Raw genomic sequence first — 23,256 nt, 5'->3', positions numbered from 1 at the left:
GCATCAGCGTTTGCTGAACGCCAGCCGCGCCGCAAACAGCATGAAGATCACCCCGGTGGTGCGGTCCATCCACTTGATCACCGCCGGCTTGCGCAGCACCCCGGCCAGCGGCTGGGTCGCGCCGATCAGGCTCAGCGACCAGACCAGCCCCAGCACCACATGAATGCCCACCAGGCCGAAGGTCCAGGCCACCAGCGGCTCGCCCTGGGGGATGAATTGCGGCAAAAACGACACGTAGAACACGCCGATCTTCGGGTTGAGCAGGTTGCCCAGCAGCCCCTTGAGGAACCAGTTGGTCTGCCTGCCGTTCTCGCCGGCCGCCGGAGCGATGTGGCTGCGCGGGCGCAGCAGCATGTTCGCGCCCAGCCAGCACAGGTAGGCCGCGCCGCAATATTTAAGGATGTCGTAGGCCAGCTCCGACACCGCAATCAGCGCGCCGAGACCGAAGGCCACGGCCGCGCCCCATAGCAGGCAGCCCACATTGATACCCAGCGCAGCGCGCAAAGCTTGCTGTTTGCCCTCAACGGCGGCGGTGCGCAGGATCAGCGCAGTGTCCAGGCCGGGGGTGATGGTCAGCAGGGTGGCTGCGAGGGTGAAGGCGATGAGGTTATCGGCGAGGGGCATGGCTCGGGACTGCGCAGGATGGGAAAGTGCGCAGGTTAACACGACGCCATTATTCCACCGTAACAGCCGCTTTAGCGGCGATGCTTTCGCCGCTAAAGCGCCTACGGGGTTTGCTCACAACCTGACAGAATTACAACAACGGCAATGTATACGAAACAATAAAGCGGTTCTCATCGCGCCGTCCGGTCACGTCACCCACCAGTTCCACATTGCGCAGCCTGAAACTGACATTTTTGAACGTGCCGCTCTGCACGGTGTAAGTCAGGTCGATATTACGCTCCCATTCCTCGGCGTCGCGGCCCAGGTATTTGAAGTTGTCGCCATGAACATAACGGGCCATGGCCACCAGGCCAGGCACGCCTACGCCGGCAAAGTCGAAATCATAGCGGGCCTGCCAGGAGCGTTCGTCAGCGCGGTCAAAACGCAGCACCTGGACGGCGTTGGCCGCCGCTGGCAGGTCGGTGTCGTGCATGAATGGCAAGGCGCTGCCACCGGCGTTGTACTGGTAGCCGAGGCGGAACGTCTGCGGGCCGAGGGCTGCCGAAAGCATGGCCGAGGGCATGCGGCTGTCGAGCTTGCCGGCCATTTCTTCGCCCGCTTCACGGGTGTACATGTAATTGAGCTGGGCACCGAGTTTCCAGTCACCGAGTTGCTTGTTGAGGGTGCTAGTGATCAGGCTCTGCTGATACACATCCTTGAGCTCGCCTTGCCAGACGCCCACCGAAGCGTCCGGGGTGATGCGCCAGGTCGCGCCGCCATAGGTGAAGCGCTCGCTCTCGACGGTCCAGTAGTTGCCGACCTGAATCTTGCGCGCGCCAGCGAACTCGCGGTAGTTCACCCGGTTGACGCTGCCCAGGTCAAAGTCGAGGTTGTCGAACTCGCGCACGCTGAGCATCGCGCCTTCGAAGAACTGCGGCAGCAGCCGCGCATCGCCGGCCTGAAGAATCGGCAGTTTGGGAAACAGGCCACCGACTTTCAGTTCGCTTTTGGAGATCTTCATCTTCACCGCTGCAGTGGCTTCGGAGTATTCGTCCACCGAGCGCGGGTCGGCGTTACGCGCCTGGCCGGCATGCTTGTAGGCGCCGGGCAGTAACGCCGAGCCGCTGCGCGACGGCGAGGAGTCGAGTTTCAGGCCAAGACCTGCGTATACGTCGACGCCAAAGCCGATAAAGCCTTCGGTGTAGCCCGATTGCGCCTTGAAAATAAAGCCTTGGGCCCACTCTTCAATTTTCGATTGCGCCGGTTTGGTGGAGTCGCGCAAGTCGTGGTTGTAGTAGAAGTTGCGTGCGGTGATTGAGGCTTTGCTGTCGCTGATGAAGTCGGCGTGGGCGCTCAGGGGCAGGCTGGCGATGGCCAGAGTGAGTGGCGCGAGGTGCAGTTTTTTATGCGTGTTGTTCATGTTTTTTATTCTTCTTTAGTTGTGGTGGACAGCGTTGTTCAAGGCGAGCGAAACCGCCGCCCCTGACTGTTGGGCGTTGTGATGAGGGTTGTTACCTGGGGTGGATCAGGGATTATTGGCAGTGCTTTGCACTGCGTTTGCGGGCAGAGCTGCCTCCCACGAATCCGCTGGGAGGCAGCTTGCTGCCAAGCCTCTGCTCAACGATCCGTCCATTGAAAACAGACCTGACTGCTGAAGTTCTCACCCGGTGTAATCACCTGGGTGCCGGTGCTTTCATGCCCCAGCCTTTCAGCCAGATTAAAGCCATTGGCCAAGTGCGAAACCGGTTCCAGACACAGGTAATCGACACCCGCCGGGCCGAACACCACCAGGTGATCGAGCTCACTGCCAGCCTTGATGCTCAGCTGGCCTTGTGGATAACTCACCGACGCCTCACCCCCCCATTGCGACAGATAATCGGCCCAGGTTTGCGTGGCCCAATCCTGCGGGGTGATCGAGCGACGTTCTTGCCCTTGGGTAAATGCCCCACTGGCGAGGTAGTCCGGCGTGATCGCCCACTGGCGCTGGCTGTTAAAGGCCACCTGCATCTGTGGATAAGCATTGAGGTAGGGGTGCAGCCCCATGCCGCCCGGCATCGGCGTTGCGCCGTTGTTGATCAGTACCAGCTTGATCGCCAGCTCTGCGCCGCGCAGTTCGAAGTGTTGTTCGGCGCGGATTGGCCAAGGCCAGTGCGCGCCACTGTATTGCAGACTCAGCACTGCGGTGGTGTCGGACGCCGACTCGACGGTCCAGGCCAGGGTATGGCTGACGCCATGCAAGGTGTGCGGCATGGCGTCGGGGTGGACCGGCAGCGTATGACGCTCACCTGCAAAGTTCAGCGTGGCATCAGCGATCCGGTTGGAATACGGAATCAGCGGGTAAATGCCGCCACGCGGCCAGTTCAGCGGGTCAAACGGCAGGCTGGCGTCAATCGGCTTGAACACGTCCAGGCCATGCTTGCGCACCAGCAGGCGCCCTACCCGGCCACCGGATTCGGGCAGCAGGTGCAGGGTCAGGTACTCGTTGTGCAGGATCACTTCAGCTTGGGCCATGACCTTTCCCCTCTTTAATCAGGCGCGCCGGAACCGCTGGAAAACGTCCATGTCGATCTGCTGGCCCAGCCCCGCGGCCTGCGGAATGTCGAACAGACGCCCGTTGCGAATGCCTTCGATGTCGTACAGCCAACCTTGCGGCTCGACAAACAGGTACTCGATCTGCGCCACACTCGGCTGCGCGGCGGCCAGGTGCAGGCTGGCCAGAAAACCCGGGCCGAAGTACGGGCAATGCGGCAACACCGGGGTGTCGTACTGCTCGGCCAGGCGGGCGATGCGCAGGCATTCGCTGATGCCGCCGACCTTGGTCACGCTGGGCTGGATCGAATCCACGGCGCCGGCCTTGAGGGCGTTTTCGAACTGCACGGCGGTGCACCAGTTTTCCCCGGCCGACAGTGCGACACCCTGGCCACGGAAGCTGTTAAGGGTGGCGAAGTCTTCCGGCGGAAAGATCGGCTCTTCCAGCCAGGCCAGGTTCAGGTCGCGCAGGGCCGGCAGCCAGGCGCGGGTGTCATCCACCGACCAACTGCAATTGACGTCGGTGGCCAGCGGCACCTGATCGCCGATCGCGGTGCGGCAGGCGGCGATTTGCGGCAGCGTGACCTCATGCAGCTTGATGTCCGTGAAGCCCATGTCCAGAGCCTTTTCGCAGATCGCGGGAGCCACTGCGTTGTCGGCATAGCGCACCAGACTGGCGTAGGCCTGGATCTGCTTGCGCGGCTGCTCGCTGAACAACTGGTGCAGCGGCACGCCTCGGCGCTGCGCGGCGAGGTCCCACAGCGCGATGTCCACGCCGGAGATCGCGAAGGTGGTTACGCCGTAGCGGCCGAACAGGTGCAATTGCTGCTGGGTCTTGAGGTTCCAGGCCGGGATGTCAGTGATGGTTTGGCCGACCAGCACCGGCGCGATCAGCCGGTCGACGGTCGCCTTGGTGGCATCAGCGGTGAAGTAACCAAACGCCTCGCCCCAGCCCACATGGCCCTGATCGTCTTCGATACGCACCAGCACGTTTTCCAGGGTGTGCCAGGTGGTCGGGGTGATGCCCTTGCCTTTACCTCCATCAACGAAGGGAATTTCGACGATGAAGGTTTCGATCTTGCGAATGATCATTGGGCCTCTCCAGAACCGGACAACACACTGACCAGCGGACTGACCGCGTAGGCACCACCCAGGAACTGACGGCCCGAGGTTCCGGCGTCCATGGCGTCGAAGGCGAGAAAGTTCGCTGCCAGGAAGTCCTGGGCGTTGTCCTGTGGCCGGTAGCCCAGCGAACGCGCGTGATGATTGCTGAAGAACGCCTGTGGGCACTCCGACACGCCGTAGACCACGTCGTAGTTGATGGCCGGATGTTCCAGACCGATGCGCACCAGTTGCTCCAGGTCCCGGGCGCTGGTCCACAGCCGCAAACGGCGGGCATCGCTGACACGCGGGTCGGCGTTGCCGATGCGGATCACCAGGGCGCCCATGCCGGTGCGCTGTGCATACGTGGCGCAGGCGGCTTCACCAAACACCTTGCTGATCGCGTAGTAGCTGTCCGGCGCGATGGGCAGATCGTCGTAGACCTCATGGGCATCGGACGGGTACTGGCCCAGCACGTGATGGCTGCTGGCGAAGATGAACCGCTTGACCTGCGCGGCGGCGGCAGCTTCAAGCAACTGCAGGGTGGCGTCGTAGTTGGGTTTGACGGTGCTGTCGTAGCGAATGTCAGTGCCATGCGCGCAGGCCAGGTGCAGCACTGCATCGACCCCTTTGACCGCTTCCACCAGGTCCTGGGTGCGGGTCAGGTCGCCGACGAAGCCGGTTTCGTTGTCGGCCAGATCGGTGATCGGCAAACGATCGAACAGGCGCAGCGCGTAGTCCTTGCGCAACAGTGGACGAAGAGCGGTGCCGACGATGCCGGCGGCGCCAGTGATGAGCAGGGTCTGCATGGCAGCCTCCTTATATTTCGTTAGACGGTGTCAGGCTGGCGACAGGGCCGCTGTTTTGTTCTTCGCTTCACCGACAAACAGCGCCACGATCAGCGCGCCGACGATGCCCAGCGCACCGGCCAGAGCGAAGCCGCTGGAGTAGGTGCCGGACGATTGGATGATGAAGCCGGTGGCGGTCGGGGCGACGATGCCGGACAGGTTGGCCAGGCCGTGCATGAAGCCGCCCGCGGTGCCGACCTGATGATCAGGCACGGCGTCCTGGATCAGCGACCAGTAGGCTGGCGCGGTGAGCATCAAAAAGCCCACGGCGACGGTCATCACGATCACGCACTGGGTCACGCCATCCACCTGACCGGTCAGGCCGATGCAGCAGGCCGCGATCAGCAGGCAGGTGACCAGCACCACTTTGCGCGAGAACAGACGCTTGTTGGTGCGTTTGTAGATGGCGTCGATCAGCACGCCACCGGCCAGGAAGCCCAGGGTGCCCACCAGCCATGGCAGCGCGGTGACGATGCTCATGGATTTCAGGTCGATGCCCTTGGCGTCGATCAGGTAGCTGGGGAACCAGGTCATGAAGAAATAGAGGATGTAGTTGTAGCAGAACAGCGAGACGCCAGTGACCAGTACCGAACGTTGCAGGATGATCTGCAGCACCGGGGTGCGTGGCGCGTCTTGCGGCGCGGTGACCGGCACTTCACGCTCAAAGTTGATCTCGGCCAGCTCTTCGGGCGACACCTTCGGGTGCTCGACCGGGGTCGAAGTCGCCATGCGATACCAGCAGATGGCCCAGACCACACCAACGGCAGCGATGATCACAAACGCTGCGCGCCAGCCCAGCCACAGGGCCAGGAAACCGACGATGGGACCGGCCAGGGCGCCGCCCAACGGGCCGCCCGCCTGGTTGATACCGATGGCACGGGCCCGCTCCTTGATCGGAAACCAGCTGTTGACGGCCTTGTTGGCGGTGGTCGACACCGGGCCTTCACCCACGCCGAACAGGGCACGGACGATCAGCAGCGACCAGAAGTTGAAGGCCAGCGCCGTGGTGCCGCACAACACCGACCAGAAGCTCATGGCGTACGTCAGCACACGCTTGGGGCCGTAGCGGTCGGCCAGGTAGCCGCCGACGAAGCAGAACAGCGCGTAGCCGAAGAAGAAGCTACTGAAGATCATGCCTTTTTCAGCCGGGGTCAGGTGGTATTCCTGAGTGATGAAGGGCATGGCGATGGACAGTGCCGCGCGATCCACATAGTTGATCACCATGGCGATGAACAACATGGTCAGGATCGTCCAGCGGTAATTCTTTTTCTTATGCATAACGGATCTCCGTCCGGCGCACGCGTAACGCGCCAGTTATTGTTGTTGTAGTGTCCGTCGCAAAGCGCGTGCAGTGACAGGCCACTGCACGCGTTTAACGACTTTACTCGGTGTAATCGACGGCCGCCCACTCGAAGTACGTTTTCAACTCCGTGACCAGCGCGACATGCGCCGGGTGAGGCAGATAACGCTGTACCGCTGCGGCGTCGTCGAAACTCGATTCGAGCAGGTAGTCCCAGCAGATCGGGCGATCCAGCTCGTTGGCCGATACGCGCCAGGCGCGGATGAAGTCGATTTGCTTTTCGAGATCACGCATGCCTTGAACCAGCGCGGCTTCCCGTTCAGGATTCCTGTCCAGCCCCGGCAGGCGGCGGAACATCACCAGATGCTTCATCATCAGCGCGCCCTCAGTTGCCCACGACCCAGGCCGGAGCATCCTGCAGCGCTACCGGGCGCAGGAAGCGCTGGAGTGCGGCATAGCCCACGGACGTGGTCTGTGGTTGGGTTGAGGCTGGCCATGGCCCGCCATGCTGCTGCGCGGCGGTGACCGCCACGCCGGTCGGCACGCCGCCGAACAGCACCCGGCCGGCGATCTTGCGTGCCGTGCGGTAGATAGTGCGGGCCTGTTCATCAGCCTGCTCGAAGCCCCACAGGGTAGCGGTCAGGGTGCCACCGATGGCTTCCAGTACCTGATTGATCTGCTCTACCGAAGCGGCGCGAACCACCACAGCCGCAGGGCCAAATACTTCTTCACGCAAATGCACGTTGTCGATAAACGCCTGGCCGCTGACTTCGAACAGCCGTGGAGCCGGGCCTTGGGTGTCGGCGGCAGGCTGGAACAGCGCACGGGTTTCAGCCGCCTGTTCAAGCTGCGCCACGCCATGCTCGAAGCCCTTGCGCATGCCGTCGGTCAGCATGGCGTGGGTGCTCAGGGGTTGCAGCGCGGTGGCCAGGTGGTCGACAAAACGGTCGCTGGCAGCCCCTGGCAGCAGCACAATCACGCCAGGGCTGGTGCAGAACTGACCGCAGCCCATGGTGATCGAGCCGGCCAGAGTCTTGGCCAGGCTCTCGCCGTCGCGCTCAAGCACGTGCGGCAAGGCGACCAGCGGATTGATCGAACCCAGCTCGCCGAAGAACGGCACCGGCACCGGCCGTTCGTTGGCTGCACGCCACAGCGCGGTCCCGCCACCGAACGAGCCGGTGAAGGCCACGGCCGCGATCTGTGGATGCTGCACCAGGTAAGTGCCAGCGGCGCGACTGGCGCCATCGACCAGGCCGATCAGGCCGGCTGGCAGACTCTGCGCCTTGAGCACACCCTGGGCGATGTCGAACACGGCCCGCGACAGTTGCGGGTGGCCCGAGTGGGCCTTGACCACTACCGGGCAACCGGCGGCCAGCGCCGAGGCGGTATCGCCCCCGAGTACCGAGAAGGCAAACGGGAAGTTGCTGGCCGAAAACATCGCCACCGGCCCCAGCGGTTCACTGACCCGGGTCAGGCGTGGGCGACCGGCAGGCGGCGCACCGGCAATGGCCTCATCGTCGACAACGGCGTAAGGCACGCCGTTGCGCACTTCAGTGGCGAAACCGCGCAACTGGAACGCTGTACGTGCCACTTCACCATTAAGGCGACCAGCGCCCAGATGGGTTTCTGCATCGGCGAGGGCCACCAATTCAGCCTGATGGGCTTCCAGAGCCTGGGCCAGGCCGTCGAGCAGTGCGGCGCGCAAGGCCGGGGTCGAAGTGGCCCACAGCTCGGCAGTGGCGACACTGGCAGCCACCACCTGGTCAATCTGTTGCAGCTCTGGCGAGTTGTTGGCAGCCATCATTTGTCTCCTGTCGCCGGGCCGAGGTGGTAGCCACGGCCGCTGTAATCGAAGTCCACCAGCTCGTTGATCTTCACGTCCTTGTCCGCTGGCGAGGCGTAATAGGCGCGAATTTCTTTGATCAGGCCGCTGTCCTTGTCGAAGATGTACCACTCGTCGCCGCGCAGCGCGGTGCCCAGCTTGCCTTTCCAGTGGGTCCACTCGATCACCGCTTCGTCGCTGTCATGGCTGACCAGAATCTTCTCGATGGTCCACTGCGAACCGAGGTTCTCGACGCACCACACCCACTTGGCGGCGATGGTTTCAGCGCTGCGCCATGGCACCTCCGGCAGGCCGGCCGGAAAGTAGTGCACCGCGTCAGGGGTGAAGCAGGACACCAGCTTGGCGAAGTCGCCTTCATTGCAGGCGTCGAAATAGCGGCGAATGGTCTGGGCGTGCTTGTGCTCGGTCATTACGGGTTCTCCTTGTTGCCAATGACGCTCGGGATCGGCTGGCGGCCAGCGGCGATCCAGGCGTGGTACTGGGCCACGGTTTCCGGGCTGGGCGGGTACACCCCCCACAGCGCTTCGCCGGCGGCGATGCGCATGGCCAGGTAGTTCTCCAGGTCGTCCTGCACCGAGCAGTACTCGGCAACTTCTTCAGCCAGATGCGCCGGAATCACCGTCAGGCCATCGGCATCACCCACGATCACATCACCGGGATAAACCGCCACGCCGGCGCAACCGATCGGCACCTGCAGGTCGGCCACGTGGTGGTAGGAGATACGGGTGGTGGCGGTCACTTCACGGGCATAGGCCGGCAGCGGCAGTGCCGCGACCTCGCTGCCGTCGCGCAGGGCGCCGTCGGTGATGATCGCCTTGGCACCGCGAGCGATCAGGCGGGTGACCAGAATGTTGCCGGCCGAGGCGGCACGCGGGTCGTTCTGGCTGTCGATCACCAGCACATCGCCCGGCTGCACCTGCTCTACCCCCTGCCATTGCAGGTTGTCGCCGTTGGGTTTGGTGGTCATGGTGCCGTAGGTGTCGATGTCTTCACGGGCAGGAATGAAGCGCATGGTGTAGGCGCGACCAGCAAACGGCTTGATGTCCTTGCTCAGCGCACGCAGCCCCACCAGCGCCGGCTGACGAAAACCCAGCTTGAACAACTGGGTGGTCAACGAGCCACTGCTGCAGGTCGCCAGCTTGGCCAGCACGGCGTCGCTGACCACCACTTTGCGCTTGGCGGAATCTTCATGGCTGTCGGCGTAATGGTGGATCTCGGTCATTGTTGTTCTCCTGCACGGTTCGAAGACCCCGTCATGACCTTCCCGGTAAAAATTCCCAATATGCGGGAATCATAGAAAGGCTTCGGGGCCAAGGTGAGTGCGATGCTAGAGATAGATTGACTTGCTGAAAACGCCGTTTATGCTGCGACAACTTGTCCGTTCCAATCAGTGGGAATTTCTGATGAGCACAGCATCTGAAGGCACCGGCGCCCTGGAAAAAGCCATGGATGTACTGGAAGCCGTGGGTTCCAGCCCCAGCGGCCTGTCCCAGAGCGAGCTGGCGCAGAACCTTGGTCTACCGCGTACCACGCTATACCGGATCATCGCCACGCTGATCGAACGCGGCATGATCCGCCGCGACCCGGTGCGCAAGGTCTACCGCCTCGGGTTCCGCTATATGGAACTGGTGCGCAATGCCTACCTGATGCCCGACCTGGTCGCCGCTGCCAGTTTCGAGCTGCGTGCCCTGCGTGACCTCACCGGCGAGACGTCATACCTGGCGGTGCTCGATGGCAACCAGGTGATGTCGCTGGAACGCTGCGACGGTGCCCACACCCAACGCTCATCGGCCAGCCTCGGGCAGAGCAAGCCGGTGTACTGCACCGGCCAGGGCAAGGCGATTCTCGCCGCCATGGACGAGCAATCGCGGGAAGAAATTCTCAAGGGCCTGACCCTCACCCCACTGACCCCACTGACCCTGGTCGACCGTCGCCGCCTGAACGCCGAATTGCGCATCACCCAGGTGCGTGGTTACGCCATCGACAACGAAGAAATCCGGATGGGCGTGCGCTGTGTGGCAGCGGCGATTCGGGACAGCTCGGGCAAGGTCCATGGCGCACTGAGCGTGGCCGGCCCGGCTTACCGCCTGACCCTGGAGCGCCTGGAGCTGCTCGGCCCGGAGTTGGCCGAGGCGGCGCGGCGGGTGGGCGCGCAGTTGTCGGAGACGACGATAAAAATCAACGACAACGAACTGGAACTGGTCGACGGCCCGTGGTCGTTCCATGGCGCCTTCGCGCGCTGGAGCGAAGCGCGCCAGGCGCTGTTCTGGGCCGATACCCTGGCCCCGGCGATCCGCATTCGTGACCGCCAGGGCGACCGGGTTTTTGCCCGCTTCGACGCACCGATTCACGGCCTGGAACTGCACCGCAACGGCTTGCTGGTGAGCCACGCCCACGGCTGGTCGCTGCTCGATGAGCAGGGCAAGGAGCAGCCGCTGGCCAACTGGCCCGGCAAGCAGTTACTGGCCCTGGCCAGCCACCCCGACGGCAGCCTGTGGGCCAGCATAAAAACCGCCAGCGGCTGCAGCCTGGGTGAACTCAACCCGCAAGGCGAACTGCGGGCGGCCTGGCAGTTTCAGGAGCCCATCGGCAGCTTCTGCTGGGACGCCGAAGGCGCCTCGGTGTATGCCGTGGGGCCAGAAACCGGCACATTGTTCGTGATGCGCCGCGACGCCGCCAACGTGCGCCGGCTGGCAAGCCTGCCCAAAGGCTCTGGCAGCCCCAGCGGTATAGCACTGGACGCCGAAGGCGGCGTATGGACCACCTTGCGCGACGGCTGGAGCCTGGTGCGCTTTGGCCCCGACGGCGCGCTGGACCGCATGATCGGCCTGCCGGTGCCTGGCCCGATCGACCTGGCCTTTGCCGGGCCTGACAAAGACACCCTGTACATCACCAGCTCGCGCCATGACCTGCCCATGGAAACCCTGAGCAATGCCCCGGCCTCCGGGCATTTGCTGCGCCTGGATCCCGAACTCAAGGGCGTTACTGCCCACGCCTGCCATTGGGGCACGCGCTGATTCACTTTCTTCAAGGACCCGAACCATGAGCTTTCACGACCGCATACCGCTGTGCCCCGAGATCCTCGACTTTCTCGCCACCAGCCGCCGGATCGGCGCCAGCGACGGCAGCCTCGAAGGCGGCCGCGAGGCATTCCTGCGCGTCTGCCGCCATTTCACCCCGCCACGCCCGGACGGCTGGCAGGTCAATGACTTGCAGGTAGACGCACTGCCGGTGCGCCTGTACCTGCCGCTCGCACAAGCCCCGAGCGGTGGCTGGCCGGTGCTGCTGTACCTGCACGGCGGTGGTTGGGATCATGGCCATCTGGACACCCACGACTGGTTCGCCCACGCCATCGCCCGGCGGTTGAAGATTGCGATTGTCGCGGTGGCCTATCGGCTGGCGCCGGAGCATCCCTTCCCGGCCTCGCTGGATGACAGCCTGAGTATTCTGCACGCCATTCGCGCCGGCCGGCTGAGCGATGCCCTGAACCCACAACGCATAGTGGTGGCCGGCGACAGCGCCGGCGGCGCCCTGGCCGCCGGGCTATGCGTGAGATTGCGCGATCAGGGCCAAGCCCAGCCGCTGGGGCAGGCGCTGCTGTACCCGGTACTGACTACCCACAGCCATCAGCCCTCGGCCAGCCTGTACTTCGATGCACCGTCGCTGTCGGTCGAGTCGCTGGCCGGTTGCCTGTCACGTTACCTGCCTGACCCCGCGCTGCGCGAACATCCGTGGGCCATGGCCCTGCACGCGAAAAGTTTCGAGGGCCTGGCACCGGCATTCATCGGCGTGGCCGAGTACGACATCCTGTACGACGAATGCCTGCACTACGCCGAGCGCTTGCAACAAGCCGACACGCCAGCAGCGGTGCATGTGGGCAAAGGCATGGTGCACGGCAGCCTGCGCGCCATGGGCGTGGCTGAGGTGGAACATTTCTATGACGCGCTGGCGCGGGCGATCGAGGGCTTTGTACGGGGCTGACCCGCTTGGCAGAACGGGCCGGGCAGCCGTGCCCATCGCGCGGCTGATCGACGTGAATGCCCACCACCGACAGAGGTCGCAGGCCTGCGAACAATTGCCGCAGCAGAGGCAAAGAGCGTTTGATTGGGTAGAATGCCCCTCGCTAATGAGAATCATCACCAAAATCATCATTCGCCGCCTTCAGGTCCGTCATGAACGCCGTCGTAACACCCTGCGCGCCCCGCATTCTGGTCGTCGATGACCATCGCAAGATCCGCGACCCTCTGGCGGTGTATCTGCGTCGTCATCAGTTTGAGGTACGTACTGCCGAGGACGCTGCCGGCATGTGGCAACTGCTGCAGCAGCAGTCGTTCGATGTCGTCGTGCTGGACGTGATGCTGCCCGATGGCGACGGCTTCGAGCTGTGCCAGCGGCTGCATCGGCGCGATAACATCCCGGTGATTCTGTTGACCGCCCGCGACACCAGCGCCGACCGGGTTCGCGGTCTGGACATCGGTGCCGATGATTATGTGACCAAGCCGTTCGAGCCCCGCGAGCTGGTCGCACGAATCAACAGCCTGTTGCGCCGTCGCGGCAGCACTGCGGCCATACCCAGTGCGGCACCTGCCGGTCATGACACCCAGCGGCACGAGTTTGCCGGCATGAGCTTTACCGCCAGCACTGGCACGCTGTTGCGCGCCGATGGCACGGCGGTACGCCTGAGCACAGTAGAGAGCCGTCTGCTCGGCGTGTTTCTCGCTCACCCCAATCAGGTGCTGAGCCGCCAGCGGCTGATCGACCTGACCACCCGCCCGAACCACGAAGTGTTTGATCGCGCCATTGACCGACAGATCAGCCGCCTGCGCCGCAAACTAAACGATAACCCTGCCGTTCCTGAATTGCTGCGCACCATCTGGGGCGACGGTTACCTGCTGGCCGCCAGCGTCACGACGCACTGCACATGAAATGGCTGCGGCGTTTGTGGCCACGGCGGATGGCCCATCAACTGGGCCTGCAGCTGCTGCTGGCGCTGCTGGCCTGCAATGCAATTGCCATGCTCTACCTGCAACGCACCGGCGCGTTGCTGCACCCGCTGTCGCGCACCCTGGCGCTGGAACGGCTGATCACCGCCTATCATGCGGCCGAGGGCCTGACGCCCGAAGACGCCTCGCACTTGCTGGCGGCCATGCAAACCCATGAAGCGCATTTCTGGGTCGCCAGTAAAGCGGTGGCCGATACCCACGACATGCGCCCCGAAGAACAGCGGCTGATCGCCGACCTGCGCCAGCGCATGCCGCTGCCCGACAGCGTGCGGATCGGCATGCAACTGGAACGCACCAGCGGCGCCAATGCCCGCGAATGGGTGTTCAGCGGCGCCGGCTGGGCGCCTTTACGGCTGCGTACCAGCATCGACCTGCCCAACGGCGGCTACCTCAATGCCATACAGCACCCCACGGGCAGTTACGAATGGACCCGCATTCTTAGCTACAGCCTGCCGGTCACCACCCTGCCGGTGCTACTGATCGTGTTCTTCTTCATGCGCCGGGTGGTGCAACCGGTCAATAACCTGGCCCAGGCCACCGAACGGGTCAGCCGCGGTGAATGGATCGCGCCACTGCCCTTGCAGGGTCCGCAGGAAGCCCGTGACCTGACCCACGCCTTCAATGTCATGCAAGAACGTATCGCCCGGCATGTAGAAGGCCGCACCCGAATGCTGGCGGCGATCAGTCATGACCTCAATACGCCGATCACCGAATTGCGCCTGCAAATTGAACTGCTCGACGACGACCCTGCCCGCGACGACATGCTGGAAAGTCTCGATGAGTTGCAGGCCATGGTCCGCGAAACCCTGAACTTCGTGCGCGGCGATGCGGTGCAGGAAGACACGGTGCGGATGTCATTGAGCGATCTGCTTGACGATCTGGCCCGCCGCTACGCCAGCATGGGGCAGGCTATCGGCTGGCAGCGCGGCGCGGAGATTGTCTGCCATTGTCGGCCGCTGGCGCTCAAACGCGCGCTGACCAACCTGATCGACAATGCCTTGCGCCATGCCGGCGATGCGCATCTCAGTGCCTGGACAGCCGGCGGCGAGATCATCGTGCAAGTGCTGGATCACGGCCCGGGCATCGAACAGGCCTGGCTGAGCCAGGTGTTCGAGCCGTTCGTGCAGCTTGGTCAGAGAAACTCAGACCATAGCCAGGGCGGCGGGTTGGGCCTGGGGCTGGCGATTGCCCGCGCCTGCATCCAGGCCCATGGCGGCGAGTTGATCCTGGAGAATCGCCCGCCCGCCGGGTTGTGCGCGGTGGTGCGGCTGCCAGAGGCCTACTGACACACACCCCCATCAATTGGTAAGCGATCCCCCTGTAGGAGCTGCTTCAGCAGCGAAGGGCGGCGAAAGCCTTTGCAGCTAAAGCTGGTCCTACAGACAGAAGCCCGGTGTTTGCCGGGTGATCCACCAATCAGAACCGCACAGTAGTGCTCGCCCACAGGGTACGGCCGTAGTTGACGGTGCCGTAGGTCTCATCATCCAGGCGTTTGTCAGCGACGTTCTGCAAGGCCGCGTTGAAGCTCAGGTTCTTGCTGAACTCGAACGAGCCGCCGATATCGCCGGTGGTGTAGGCCGGCGCCGCTTCTTCGGTCAGGGTGGTGCCGTATTCCTTGCCGTAGTAGTTCAAAGCCGCATACACGCTTAGCCGGTCGTTGAGCTGCCAGTCGGCGCGCACGTTGGCCTTGCGCTCCGGGGTCAGCGCCAGTGGCGCTCCGGCGTTGGCGCCGCTCTTCTGCTCGGAGTCGGTGTAGGTGAAGTTGGCCTTGAGCGCCACGCTGTCAGTCACATCCCAGCGGCCGTTCAGTTCCAGCCCCTGAATCACCGCCTTGTCGACGTTGACGCGCTCCATGATCAGGTAGCCGTTCCAGCGCTCTGTGGTGGTGACCGTCGAGAGCTTGTCCTGGAAGTCGTTGTAGAACACCGTGGCGCCGGCCGACAGGTTGTCGCGGTTCGACCACAGCGCCGACAGCTCATAGTTGGTGCTGGTTTCGGGTTTCAGGTCCGGGTTGCCGAGCATCGCCCAGGTGTTACGGCGCAATACGGCGTAGTCCTGAATCACCGCACGCAACTCAGGCGCTTTGAAGCCGCGCGACACACCGCCTTTGAAGGTCCATTCATCGGTGGCATTCCACACCCCATAGACCCGCGGGCTGAAGTGCACGCCATACTGCTCGTGGTGGTCCATGCGCAGGCCGGTGGTCAGGGTGAAGGCATCGGTGACCGACCATTCGTTTTCAGCGAATAGCGCTTTTTGCACCACCGAATACTCGTAGTTGCGGCGGTCGTTCAGGCCCTGGTTCCAGTCGGTGACGGTGCTGTCGTTCCACTGGGTGCCGACCGTGGTGATGTTGTGCTCGGTGGGGATCACCAGCTTGGCGTCGAATACGGTGTTTTCCACGGTCGGCTTGCGGCCCAGCACGTCGCTCTGGCTGGCGCTGGCCAGCCCTTCGCGGCTGGATTTCTCATAGGCCAGCGACACGTCCGAAGTCGCCCAGCCCCAACGGCCCTGGTGCGAGATCGACCAGTGATCACGGTTGTTCTCCTGCTCGCGGGTCGACCAGTTGGCACTCAGGCCGTCACCGTTCTTCAAACGAGTGGCACCGGCCTCAAGCAGGATATCGTGGTCGGCATTCGGAGTGATCGCCAGGCGCGCGGTCAGGTCCTTGTGGTCGGCCTTGCTGAAACCGTTGGTGATTTCGACGTCATCGTCAGCCTGACGGTCCAGATAACGCCCCCAGACCTGCAAGCCCAGCAACTTGTCCATGATCGGGCCGCTGAGGAAGAACTGAGTCTGCCGGGCATTGCCCTGGTCGCTGTGCTGGCGTGCCGAGTAATCGTAGGTGAGCGAGCCGGTCCATTCAGGGGTGACCTTGCGGGTAATGATGTTGATCACCCCGCCGATGGCGTCCGAGCCATACAGCGACGACATCGGGCCACGCACCACTTCGATCCGCTCGATGGCCTCGGCCGGCGGGATGAAGCTCTGCTCATACCCACGGTTGCCGTTTACCCGCGACTCGCGGGCGCTCTGGCGCTTGCCATCGACCAGAATCAGGGTGTAGTCGGCAGGCATGCCACGGATCGAAATATCGGTCTCGTTGGCGCTGCCGTTGACCGTCACGCCTTCCACATCACGCAGCGCGTCGGTCAGGTCATGGAAGGACTTCTTGCGCAGCTCGTCGCCGGTAATCACGGTGATCGACGCCGGAGCCTGCTCCACGGTCTGCTCATAACCCGCCGCCGTAACCACCACATCTTCCAGCGAAATCACGCTGGCCGTCTCGACTGCTTCCTGAATCTGCTCTTGGGCGAAGACCTGGCCGCTGACCAGCGTGGCCAGGGCGAATTGCATCATTACAGCCGAAGGCCGCAGACGGAATGGAGAAGACATGGGCGTTCCTACGATTCAGGGGAGGTAAAAGAGAATCGTATGCATCTGCACTCAGGAAGGTTGGACAAGATGTGACAAGTGCTGCGGTGCGCCTCCCCCCTGCCAGCTACCAGCCGCCGCTGGCCTCGAACCCTACCCCCAACGCGGTCAGCAATGACAGCGGCAGCAACAGGGTGTCGAACAGCGCGCTGGCCGGCAGGTCCAGGGCCGGATAGCGCGGTGCTTCAGTGCCGAAACGCTCTTGGGCACAGCAGCCGCCCTGCAGCGCGTACAGGTCCAGGCGGGTGCCGGCATACACCAGCGGCGCGCCTGGCTGAGCGGCATTCAAGGTATTGACCGTGGCGCAGCCGCTCAGACCGAGCAGCAACACCACCAAGGCCAGCTTACTCATCACTGCCCATATGATGCTCGCCCCAGCGTGGCAACATGTCTTGCGGGATATTGAGCAGGTTGAGAATCCGCGCCACCACAAAATCCACCAGATCATCAATGGTCTGCGGCTGGTGATAGAAGCCCGGCGAAGCCGGCAGAATCACCGCGCCCATGTTCGACAGCTTGAGCATGTTTTCCAGATGAATGCTGGAATACGGCGCTTCACGAGGCACCAGGATCAGCTGGCGGCGCTCTTTGAGGGTTACGTCAGCGGCGCGCTCGATCAGGTTGTTGCAAGCACCACTGGCAATCGCCGACAGGGTGCCGGTTGAACACGGCACCACCACCATCGCACTGGGCGAGCCAGACCCCGAGGCCACCGGCGACATCCAGTCATCGCGGCCATACACCCGAACCTGCCCGGCTTCGGCACCGGTGTACTCGGTGAGGAAGGCTTGCATCATCGCCGGCTTTGGCGGCAGGCGCACGTCGGTCTCGGTGGCCATCACCAGTTGCGCGGCCTTGGAGATCAGAAAGTGCACCTCGCGGTCTTCACGCACCAGGCAATCAAGCAGGCGTAGCGCGTACTGCGCCCCGGAGGCGCCGGTCACCGCAACGGTGATGCGCTCCGGGCCGCTCATTGCAGCGGCTCCTGTTGCAGCGCTTCGGCCAGTTTGCCGTGCAGGCCGCCGAACCCGCCGTTGCTCATGATCACCACATGGGTTCCGGGCTGGGCCTGGCTTTTAACCCGCGCAATGATCGCTTCGAGCGAATCGCAGACCACCGCCGGCACCGTGCATTCAGCCGCCGTAGTGCCCAGATCCCAGCCCAGATTCGGCGGCGCATACCAGACCACCTGGTCGGCCTGCTGCACGCTGTCTGGCAGACCATCGCGGTGCGCGCCGAGCTTCATGGAGTTGGAGCGTGGCTCGATGACCGCGATGATCGGCGCATCACCGACCTTTTTGCGCAAACCGTCCAGGGTGGTGGCAATCGCCGTCGGGTGGTGAGCGAAGTCATCGTAGATCGTAATGCCCTGCACCTCGGCCACCACTTCCATGCGCCGTTTGACACTCTTGAAGGCGCTCAGCGCCTGTACACCCAGAGCAGGCACCACCCCGACGTGGCGGGCGGCAGCCAGAGTGGCAAGGGCGTTGGCGACGTTGTGTTGACCGGTCAGCGGCCAGTCGACCACGCCTTGTACCTGGCCTTCGAACACCACCTCAAAGCGCGAACCGTCTTCGCTGAGCAAACGCGCCTGCCATTGACCGCCCTCGCCAGTGGTCTGCACCGGGGTCCAGCAGCCCATCTGCACCACGCGCTGCAAAGCAGTCTCGGTGGTGGGGTGAATGATCAGGCCCTCACTGGGGATAATCCGGACCAGATGGTGGAACTGTCGCTCGATGGCGGCCAGGTCCGGGAAGATGTCCGCATGATCGAACTCAAGGTTATTGAGAATAGCGGTGCGCGGGCGGTAATGGACGAACTTGGAGCGTTTGTCGAAGAACGCGCTGTCGTACTCGTCGGCCTCGACCACGAAGAACGGCGTATCGCCGAGCCGCGCCGAAACCGTGAAATTCTGCGGGATGCCACCGATCAAGAAGCCCGGCGCCATGCCTGCGTGTTCCAGGACCCAGGCCAGCATGCTGCTGGTGGTGGTCTTGCCGTGGGTGCCGGCCACGGCCAGTACCCAGCGGCCTTGCAGCACGTGATCGGCCAGCCATTGCGGGCCTGAGACGTACGGCAGGCCGCGATTGAGCACGTATTCCACCGCCGGGTTGCCACGCGACAGCGCGTTGCCGATGACCACCAGATCCGGCGCCGGGTCAAGTTGCTCGGGGTCGTAGCCCTGGGTCAGCTCGATGCCTTGCGCCTGCAACTGGGTGCTCATCGGTGGATAGACATTGGCGTCGGAGCCGGTTACCCGGTGCCCCAGTTCCTTGGCGAGAACCGCCAGCGAGCCCATGAACGTGCCGCAGATACCAAGAATATGAATATGCATGACCACCTCTAAAATCCTTCGCGCAGGGTAGCCTAGGGAAGGTGAAATCGCACCCGCTGTTTATTGGCCTGTTCGACCAGATCTACGTCTGAAGTTCAGCCTACAGAACAGGGGTTTATGGCCTACGCTTGTGGACTGCACGAATGAAAAGCTCAGACGATAGTCACAAAAAAGAACTTCCACTCAAGGAGGCAACACCATGCGTTACGCTCATCCCGGTACCGAAGGCGCCATCGTCAGCTACAAGGAGCGCTATGGTAACTACATCGGCGGCGAGTTCGTCGCCCCGGTCAAGGGTCAGTACTTCACCACCACTTCGCCGGTCAATGGCCAGCCAATTGCCGAATTTCCCCGCTCCACGGCCGAAGATGTCGACAAGGCCCTGGACGCCGCCCATGCTGCCAGCGAGGCCTGGGGCAAGACCAGCGCCCAGGCCCGCGCCCTGGTGCTACTGAAGATCGCCGACCGGATCGAAGCCAACCTGGAAACCCTGGCCCTCACCGAGACCTGGGACAACGGCAAGGCCATCCGCGAAACCCTGAATGCCGACATTCCGCTGGCTGCCGACCACTTCCGCTACTTCGCCGGCGCGCTGCGCGCCCAGGAAGGCAGCGCTGCCGAGATCGACGCCGGAACCGTGGCCTATCACATCCATGAGCCGCTGGGCGTGGTCGGGCAGATCATCCCGTGGAACTTCCCGATCCTGATGGCTGCCTGGAAACTCGCGCCGGCGCTGGCTGCCGGTAATGCCGTGGTACTCAAGCCCGCCGAACAGACCCCGCTGGGCATCACGGTGCTGGTCGAGCTGATTGGCGACTTGCTGCCGCCGGGCGTACTCAACATCGTCCAGGGCTTTGGTCGCGAGGCCGGTGAAGCACTGGCCAGCAGCAAGCGCATCGCCAAGATTGCCTTTACCGGTTCGACCCCGGTGGGTTCGCACATCATGAAGCTGGCCGCCGAGAACATCATCCCGTCGACCGTGGAGCTGGGCGGCAAATCGCCAAACATCTTCTTCGAAGACATCATGAACGCCGAACCGCAATTCATCGAGAAGGCCGCCGAAGGTCTGGTGCTGGCGTTCTTCAATCAGGGCGAAGTCTGCACCTGCCCGTCCCGCGCCCTGATCCAGGAGTCGATCTACCCGCAGTTCATCGACGCGGTGCTGAAAAAGATCAAGCAGATCAAGCGCGGCGACCCACTGGACACCGACACCATGGTCGGCGCCCAGGCCTCGCAGCAGCAGTTCGACAAGATCCTCTCCTACCTCGACATCGCTCAGGAAGAAGGCGCCGAGCTGCTGACCGGCGGCAAAGTCGAAGCCCTGCAAGGCGATCTGGCCAGCGGCTATTACATTCAGCCGACCCTGCTCAAAGGCACCAATAAAATGCGCGTGTTCCAGGAGGAAATCTTCGGCCCGGTGGTCAGCATCACCACTTTCAAGGACGAAGCCGAAGCGCTGGCGATTGCCAACGACACCGAATTCGGCCTCGGCGCCGGGGTGTGGACCCGCGACATCAACCGCGCCTGGCGCATGGGCCGCGGTATCAAGGCCGGTCGGGTCTGGACCAACTGCTATCACCTGTACCCGGCGCACGCCGCGTTCGGCGGTTATAAAAAGTCTGGTGTAGGCCGGGAAACCCACAAGATGATGCTCGACCACTATCAGCAGACCAAAAACCTGCTGGTCAGTTATGACATCAATCCGCTAGGGTTCTTCTGAGCACTGAATCCTTAAGGCACCCGCCGTAGGAGCTGCCGGGCGGCGATCTTTAGCAGCGAAGGCTTCGTAGTCAAGAAGGCTTCGCTGCTGAAGCTGCTCCTACACGGGATCTGCCCTCCCACCGCTTTAGATTGCACTTTCTAAAGCGAGACGGCAGCATCGAACCCTCACCTGCGCAGCAGCCCATCATGAAGTTGAGGCCCACCCATGCAGATCATCAAAGCCACGCTGGAACATCTGGACCTGCTGACGCCGCTGTTCGTGAAATATCGCGAATTTTACGGCGAGCTGCCCTTCCCGGACTCTTCCCGGGACTTTCTTGAAAAACGCCTGAGCCGTGATGAGTCAGTCATCTTTCTTGCCGTAGCCAAAGACGACGAACGAAAGATTCTTGGTTTCTGCCAGCTTTACCCCAGTTTTTCTTCCCTGTCGCTCAAGCGCGTGTGGATCCTCAATGACATCTATGTCGCAGAAGATGCACGCCGCCAGTTGGTCGCCGACCATCTGATGAAACACGCCAAGAAGATGGCCAAGGAGACTCAGGCCGTGCGTATGCGGGTCTCGACCAGTATCGATAACGAGGTTGCCCATCGGGTCTACGAGTCGATCGGTTTCAAGGAAGACACCCAGTTCAAGAACTACGTTCTGCCCATCAGCGACAGCTGACAGCAGCGGTGGGCTGCGAACAGATCGCAGCCTGACCGGCCCGCTGCCGGAGCGCCTGCATCAATCTGTAACCTGTCGCCACACCCTCTCACACCCCATCCAGCAGTTCTGGCTCTATAATGCCGCGCGTCTGTCGTCGCCCGCGCTATAGACATCGGCTGTAAAACCACGCTGATTGACCAGGTACTCCAATGGATTTCAACCCGTTAGACCTTATTCTGCACCTCGATGCTTACCTTGAGTTACTGGTGGCCAACTATGGTCCCTGGATCTACGCGATTCTGTTCCTGGTGATTTTCTGCGAGACAGGGCTGGTGATTTTCCCGTTCCTGCCCGGCGATTCGCTGCTGTTCATCGCCGGCGCCGTGGCCGCTGGTGGCGGTATGGACCCGGTGCTGCTGGGCGGTCTGCTGATGCTGGCGGCGATCATGGGCGACAGCACCAACTACGTCATAGGCCGAACCATGGGGGAAAAACTGTTCACCAACCCCAATTCGAAGATCTTCCGTCAGGACTATCTGGCCAAAACCCACCTGTTCTATGAGCGGCATGGCGGCAAGACCGTGACCATGGCGCGCTTCCTGCCGATCTTTCGCACTTTTGCTCCGTTCGTCGCCGGCGTGGCGCACATGCCTTATCTGCGCTTCTTCGGTTTCAGCGTACTGGGTTCGATTATCTGGGTCGGCAGCCTGGTCACTCTGGGCTATTACTTCGGTAATGTGCCGTTCATCAAGAAACACCTGACGCTGGGCGTGCTGATCATCATCCTGCTGTCGCTGCTGCCGATGATCATTGGCCTGTTGCGCACCCGCTTCAGCCGCTCGGCGGACGCCCGCTAAGCCCATGTGGTCATTCGGCAAATGGCGCCGGGCACGCACCCTCAAGCGCAACCCGGTGCCAGACGCGCTCTGGCAGCGGGTGCTGGAGCGCCTGCCGATCCTTGACGGGCTGGGCGACGAGCGACTCGCCTGGCTGCGTGACGCCTGTGTACTGTTCCTGCAAGACAAACACCTCACCACCCTGCCCGGCGTGACCCTGGACGACGAACAGCGCCTGCTGCTGGCCGCCCAGGCGCAATTGCCGTTGCTCAATCTGGGCGAGCTGAACTGGTATCAGGGTTTTCATGAACTGGTGATCTATCCCGACGACTTCCTCAGCCCGCAGCGTTATCGCGACAGCAGCGGCGTGGAACACCAGTACGACGGTGAGCACAGCGGCGAAGCCTGGTATCAGGGCCCGGTGATTCTCGCCTGGGCCGGCGTTGCGTCCAGCGGCGGCTGGGAAGCCTATAACCTGGTGATCCACGAACTGGCGCACAAGCTCGACATGCTCAACGGCGACGCCAACGGTCTGCCGCCACTGCACAGTGACATGCGCGTCAGCGCCTGGGCCAGCGCCATGCAGGGTGCCTTTGACGACATGAACCGCCAACTGGATGCCGATCCAGACTGCGAAACCGCCATCGACCCCTACGCAGCGGAAAACCCGGCCGAGTTCTTTGCCGTCACCAGCGAATACTTTTTCAGCGGTCCGGACCTGCTGCACGAGGCATATCCCAAGGTGTATGAACAGTTGAAGCTGTTCTACCGCCAGGACCCACTGGCGCGCCTGCAACAGCTGCAACGTGATGACCCGGCCTACCAGCAAGTTGATGCTCACGAGGCCGTCGAGAACCCGGCCGGCTAATAACCGGGCGTGCTTCTACGTCTAATGGATAGATGCCCGGTGCGTGGCAAGCCCTCGGGAATATGCCTATAATCCGGGCCACTTTTTGGCGGTTAGCGCCAATAGGGTACCTCTTAAAACGTAGGCGAGGCAGTCAGCGCAAGGCGAAAACAGGCGAGAAAGCGGAGTTTACGAGTTGTAAATGAGC

The 23,256-nt window shown here is 62.8% G+C and carries 22 protein-coding genes; 8 read left to right on the top strand and 14 right to left on the bottom strand.

What is annotated here, in order from left to right:
* Window positions 1–3 precede the first annotated feature (3 nt).
* From NRB16_RS13590 to NRB16_RS13545, 10 genes are all read right to left on the bottom strand, one after another.
* Window positions 4–624, bottom strand: a complete 621-nt coding sequence (locus tag NRB16_RS13590) for a LysE family translocator (RefSeq protein WP_257106329.1) — start codon at window positions 622–624, stop codon at window positions 4–6.
* A gap of 130 nt (window positions 625–754) precedes the next feature.
* The gene (locus tag NRB16_RS13585) at window positions 755–2,023 is read right to left on the bottom strand and encodes an OprD family porin (protein ID WP_257106328.1); all 1,269 of its coding nucleotides are present in this window, start codon (window positions 2,021–2,023) and stop codon (window positions 755–757) included.
* 197 nt (window positions 2,024–2,220) lie between these two features.
* Window positions 2,221–3,114: an aldose 1-epimerase gene (locus tag NRB16_RS13580; RefSeq protein ID WP_253142514.1), complete on the bottom strand. Its 894-nt coding sequence runs from the start codon at window positions 3,112–3,114 to the stop codon at window positions 2,221–2,223.
* Between the two features lie 18 nt (window positions 3,115–3,132).
* Window positions 3,133–4,224: a mandelate racemase/muconate lactonizing enzyme family protein gene (locus NRB16_RS13575; RefSeq protein ID WP_257106327.1), complete on the bottom strand. Its 1,092-nt coding sequence runs from the start codon at window positions 4,222–4,224 to the stop codon at window positions 3,133–3,135.
* Window positions 4,221–5,042 carry an NAD(P)-dependent oxidoreductase gene (locus NRB16_RS13570; RefSeq protein WP_045487240.1) on the bottom strand — a complete coding sequence of 274 codons (822 nt, stop codon included), beginning with the start codon at window positions 5,040–5,042 and terminating at the stop codon, window positions 4,221–4,223. Before NRB16_RS13570 ends, NRB16_RS13575 begins: the two co-directional genes overlap by 4 nt.
* A 30-nt stretch (window positions 5,043–5,072) precedes the next feature.
* On the bottom strand, window positions 5,073–6,359 hold the full coding sequence (locus tag NRB16_RS13565; RefSeq protein ID WP_253142516.1) for an MFS transporter: 1,287 nt from the start codon (window positions 6,357–6,359) through the stop codon (window positions 5,073–5,075).
* 103 nt (window positions 6,360–6,462) lie between these two features.
* Window positions 6,463–6,756 (bottom strand): Dabb family protein, encoded by a 294-nt coding sequence (locus NRB16_RS13560; protein WP_045487232.1) that lies wholly within the window; start codon window positions 6,754–6,756, stop codon window positions 6,463–6,465.
* Between the two features lie 10 nt (window positions 6,757–6,766).
* A complete protein-coding gene (locus NRB16_RS13555; RefSeq protein WP_257106326.1) occupies window positions 6,767–8,185 on the bottom strand; it encodes an aldehyde dehydrogenase (NADP(+)) in 1,419 nt (472 codons plus the stop codon).
* Entirely contained in the window at window positions 8,182–8,634 is a 453-nt protein-coding gene (locus NRB16_RS13550) for a nuclear transport factor 2 family protein (protein WP_253142518.1), read from the bottom strand. Before NRB16_RS13550 ends, NRB16_RS13555 begins: the two co-directional genes overlap by 4 nt.
* On the bottom strand, window positions 8,634–9,446 hold the full coding sequence (locus NRB16_RS13545) for a dimethylmenaquinone methyltransferase (RefSeq protein ID WP_045487223.1): 813 nt from the start codon (window positions 9,444–9,446) through the stop codon (window positions 8,634–8,636). Before NRB16_RS13545 ends, NRB16_RS13550 begins: the two co-directional genes overlap by 1 nt.
* 181 nt (window positions 9,447–9,627) lie before the next feature.
* Here NRB16_RS13545 and NRB16_RS13540 point away from each other — a divergent pair, with 181 nt between their 5' ends.
* The 4 genes from NRB16_RS13540 to NRB16_RS13525 all read left to right on the top strand — a co-directional run bounded on the left by NRB16_RS13540 (window position 9,628) and on the right by NRB16_RS13525 (window position 14,513).
* Window positions 9,628–11,241: an IclR family transcriptional regulator C-terminal domain-containing protein gene (locus NRB16_RS13540; protein ID WP_257106325.1), complete on the top strand. Its 1,614-nt coding sequence runs from the start codon at window positions 9,628–9,630 to the stop codon at window positions 11,239–11,241.
* 25 nt (window positions 11,242–11,266) lie between these two features.
* The gene (locus tag NRB16_RS13535) at window positions 11,267–12,205 is read left to right on the top strand and encodes an alpha/beta hydrolase (protein WP_257106324.1); all 939 of its coding nucleotides are present in this window, start codon (window positions 11,267–11,269) and stop codon (window positions 12,203–12,205) included.
* A gap of 191 nt (window positions 12,206–12,396) precedes the next feature.
* Complete coding sequence (locus tag NRB16_RS13530) at window positions 12,397–13,149, top strand: response regulator (RefSeq protein WP_257106323.1); 753 nt, start codon at window positions 12,397–12,399, stop codon at window positions 13,147–13,149.
* Window positions 13,150–13,178: 29 nt separating this feature from the next.
* A complete protein-coding gene (locus NRB16_RS13525) occupies window positions 13,179–14,513 on the top strand; it encodes an ATP-binding protein (protein WP_257106372.1) in 1,335 nt (444 codons plus the stop codon).
* 130 nt (window positions 14,514–14,643) lie between these two features.
* Here NRB16_RS13525 and NRB16_RS13520 read toward each other — a convergent pair whose 3' ends face one another.
* The 4 genes from NRB16_RS13520 to mpl all read right to left on the bottom strand — a co-directional run bounded on the left by NRB16_RS13520 (window position 14,644) and on the right by mpl (window position 18,997).
* The gene (locus NRB16_RS13520; protein WP_257106322.1) at window positions 14,644–16,623 is read right to left on the bottom strand and encodes a TonB-dependent receptor domain-containing protein; all 1,980 of its coding nucleotides are present in this window, start codon (window positions 16,621–16,623) and stop codon (window positions 14,644–14,646) included.
* Between the two features lie 106 nt (window positions 16,624–16,729).
* On the bottom strand, window positions 16,730–17,014 hold the full coding sequence (locus NRB16_RS13515; protein WP_253114988.1) for a YceK/YidQ family lipoprotein: 285 nt from the start codon (window positions 17,012–17,014) through the stop codon (window positions 16,730–16,732).
* Complete coding sequence (gene ubiX / locus NRB16_RS13510; protein ID WP_253114989.1) at window positions 17,007–17,636, bottom strand: flavin prenyltransferase UbiX; 630 nt, start codon at window positions 17,634–17,636, stop codon at window positions 17,007–17,009. The genes NRB16_RS13515 and ubiX overlap by 8 nt, the downstream gene beginning before the upstream one ends.
* Window positions 17,633–18,997 carry a UDP-N-acetylmuramate:L-alanyl-gamma-D-glutamyl-meso-diaminopimelate ligase gene (mpl, locus tag NRB16_RS13505; RefSeq protein ID WP_257106321.1) on the bottom strand — a complete coding sequence of 455 codons (1,365 nt, stop codon included), beginning with the start codon at window positions 18,995–18,997 and terminating at the stop codon, window positions 17,633–17,635. The genes ubiX and mpl overlap by 4 nt, the downstream gene beginning before the upstream one ends.
* Window positions 18,998–19,196: 199 nt before the next feature.
* Here mpl and NRB16_RS13500 point away from each other — a divergent pair, with 199 nt between their 5' ends.
* The 4 genes from NRB16_RS13500 to NRB16_RS13485 all read left to right on the top strand — a co-directional run bounded on the left by NRB16_RS13500 (window position 19,197) and on the right by NRB16_RS13485 (window position 23,069).
* Window positions 19,197–20,717 carry an aldehyde dehydrogenase family protein gene (locus tag NRB16_RS13500; RefSeq protein ID WP_253114991.1) on the top strand — a complete coding sequence of 507 codons (1,521 nt, stop codon included), beginning with the start codon at window positions 19,197–19,199 and terminating at the stop codon, window positions 20,715–20,717.
* A gap of 207 nt (window positions 20,718–20,924) precedes the next feature.
* The gene (locus tag NRB16_RS13495; RefSeq protein WP_045487195.1) at window positions 20,925–21,383 is read left to right on the top strand and encodes a GNAT family N-acetyltransferase; all 459 of its coding nucleotides are present in this window, start codon (window positions 20,925–20,927) and stop codon (window positions 21,381–21,383) included.
* 191 nt (window positions 21,384–21,574) lie between these two features.
* Window positions 21,575–22,222 (top strand): DedA family protein, encoded by a 648-nt coding sequence (locus tag NRB16_RS13490; protein WP_253143034.1) that lies wholly within the window; start codon window positions 21,575–21,577, stop codon window positions 22,220–22,222.
* 4 nt (window positions 22,223–22,226) lie between these two features.
* Window positions 22,227–23,069, top strand: coding sequence for a zinc-dependent peptidase (locus tag NRB16_RS13485; protein ID WP_253143033.1), 843 nt, complete (start codon window positions 22,227–22,229; stop codon window positions 23,067–23,069).
* The last annotated feature ends 187 nt before the right edge of the window (window positions 23,070–23,256 follow it).

The sequence above is a fragment of the Pseudomonas sp. LJDD11 genome (genome assembly GCF_024584215.1).
In the GTDB taxonomy this organism is placed as follows: Bacteria; Pseudomonadota; Gammaproteobacteria; order Pseudomonadales; family Pseudomonadaceae; genus Aquipseudomonas.
This window is presented reverse-complemented; position numbering and strand designations above follow the sequence as displayed.

Excerpts from the sequence above, each read along its gene's own strand:
- NRB16_RS13575 (WP_257106327.1), bottom strand. The coding sequence starts at position 4,224 with ATGATCATTCGCAAGATCGAAACCTTCATCGTCGAAATTCCCTTCGTT.
- NRB16_RS13490 (WP_253143034.1), top strand. The coding sequence starts at position 21,575 with ATGGATTTCAACCCGTTAGACCTTATTCTGCACCTCGATGCTTACCTT.
- NRB16_RS13545 (WP_045487223.1), bottom strand. The coding sequence starts at position 9,446 with ATGACCGAGATCCACCATTACGCCGACAGCCATGAAGATTCCGCCAAG.
- NRB16_RS13535 (WP_257106324.1), top strand. The coding sequence starts at position 11,267 with ATGAGCTTTCACGACCGCATACCGCTGTGCCCCGAGATCCTCGACTTT.
- NRB16_RS13585 (WP_257106328.1), bottom strand. The coding sequence starts at position 2,023 with ATGAACAACACGCATAAAAAACTGCACCTCGCGCCACTCACTCTGGCC.
- NRB16_RS13530 (WP_257106323.1), top strand. The coding sequence starts at position 12,397 with ATGAACGCCGTCGTAACACCCTGCGCGCCCCGCATTCTGGTCGTCGAT.
- NRB16_RS13565 (WP_253142516.1), bottom strand. The coding sequence starts at position 6,359 with ATGCATAAGAAAAAGAATTACCGCTGGACGATCCTGACCATGTTGTTC.
- NRB16_RS13495 (WP_045487195.1), top strand. The coding sequence starts at position 20,925 with ATGCAGATCATCAAAGCCACGCTGGAACATCTGGACCTGCTGACGCCG.
- ubiX (WP_253114989.1), bottom strand. The coding sequence starts at position 17,636 with ATGAGCGGCCCGGAGCGCATCACCGTTGCGGTGACCGGCGCCTCCGGG.
- NRB16_RS13580 (WP_253142514.1), bottom strand. The coding sequence starts at position 3,114 with ATGGCCCAAGCTGAAGTGATCCTGCACAACGAGTACCTGACCCTGCAC.
- NRB16_RS13560 (WP_045487232.1), bottom strand. The coding sequence starts at position 6,756 with ATGATGAAGCATCTGGTGATGTTCCGCCGCCTGCCGGGGCTGGACAGG.
- NRB16_RS13550 (WP_253142518.1), bottom strand. The coding sequence starts at position 8,634 with ATGACCGAGCACAAGCACGCCCAGACCATTCGCCGCTATTTCGACGCC.
- NRB16_RS13485 (WP_253143033.1), top strand. The coding sequence starts at position 22,227 with ATGTGGTCATTCGGCAAATGGCGCCGGGCACGCACCCTCAAGCGCAAC.
- NRB16_RS13500 (WP_253114991.1), top strand. The coding sequence starts at position 19,197 with ATGCGTTACGCTCATCCCGGTACCGAAGGCGCCATCGTCAGCTACAAG.
- mpl (WP_257106321.1), bottom strand. The coding sequence starts at position 18,997 with ATGCATATTCATATTCTTGGTATCTGCGGCACGTTCATGGGCTCGCTG.
- NRB16_RS13590 (WP_257106329.1), bottom strand. The coding sequence starts at position 624 with ATGCCCCTCGCCGATAACCTCATCGCCTTCACCCTCGCAGCCACCCTG.
- NRB16_RS13540 (WP_257106325.1), top strand. The coding sequence starts at position 9,628 with ATGAGCACAGCATCTGAAGGCACCGGCGCCCTGGAAAAAGCCATGGAT.
- NRB16_RS13515 (WP_253114988.1), bottom strand. The coding sequence starts at position 17,014 with ATGAGTAAGCTGGCCTTGGTGGTGTTGCTGCTCGGTCTGAGCGGCTGC.
- NRB16_RS13525 (WP_257106372.1), top strand. The coding sequence starts at position 13,179 with ATGGCCCATCAACTGGGCCTGCAGCTGCTGCTGGCGCTGCTGGCCTGC.
- NRB16_RS13570 (WP_045487240.1), bottom strand. The coding sequence starts at position 5,042 with ATGCAGACCCTGCTCATCACTGGCGCCGCCGGCATCGTCGGCACCGCT.
- NRB16_RS13555 (WP_257106326.1), bottom strand. The coding sequence starts at position 8,185 with ATGATGGCTGCCAACAACTCGCCAGAGCTGCAACAGATTGACCAGGTG.
- NRB16_RS13520 (WP_257106322.1), bottom strand. The coding sequence starts at position 16,623 with ATGTCTTCTCCATTCCGTCTGCGGCCTTCGGCTGTAATGATGCAATTC.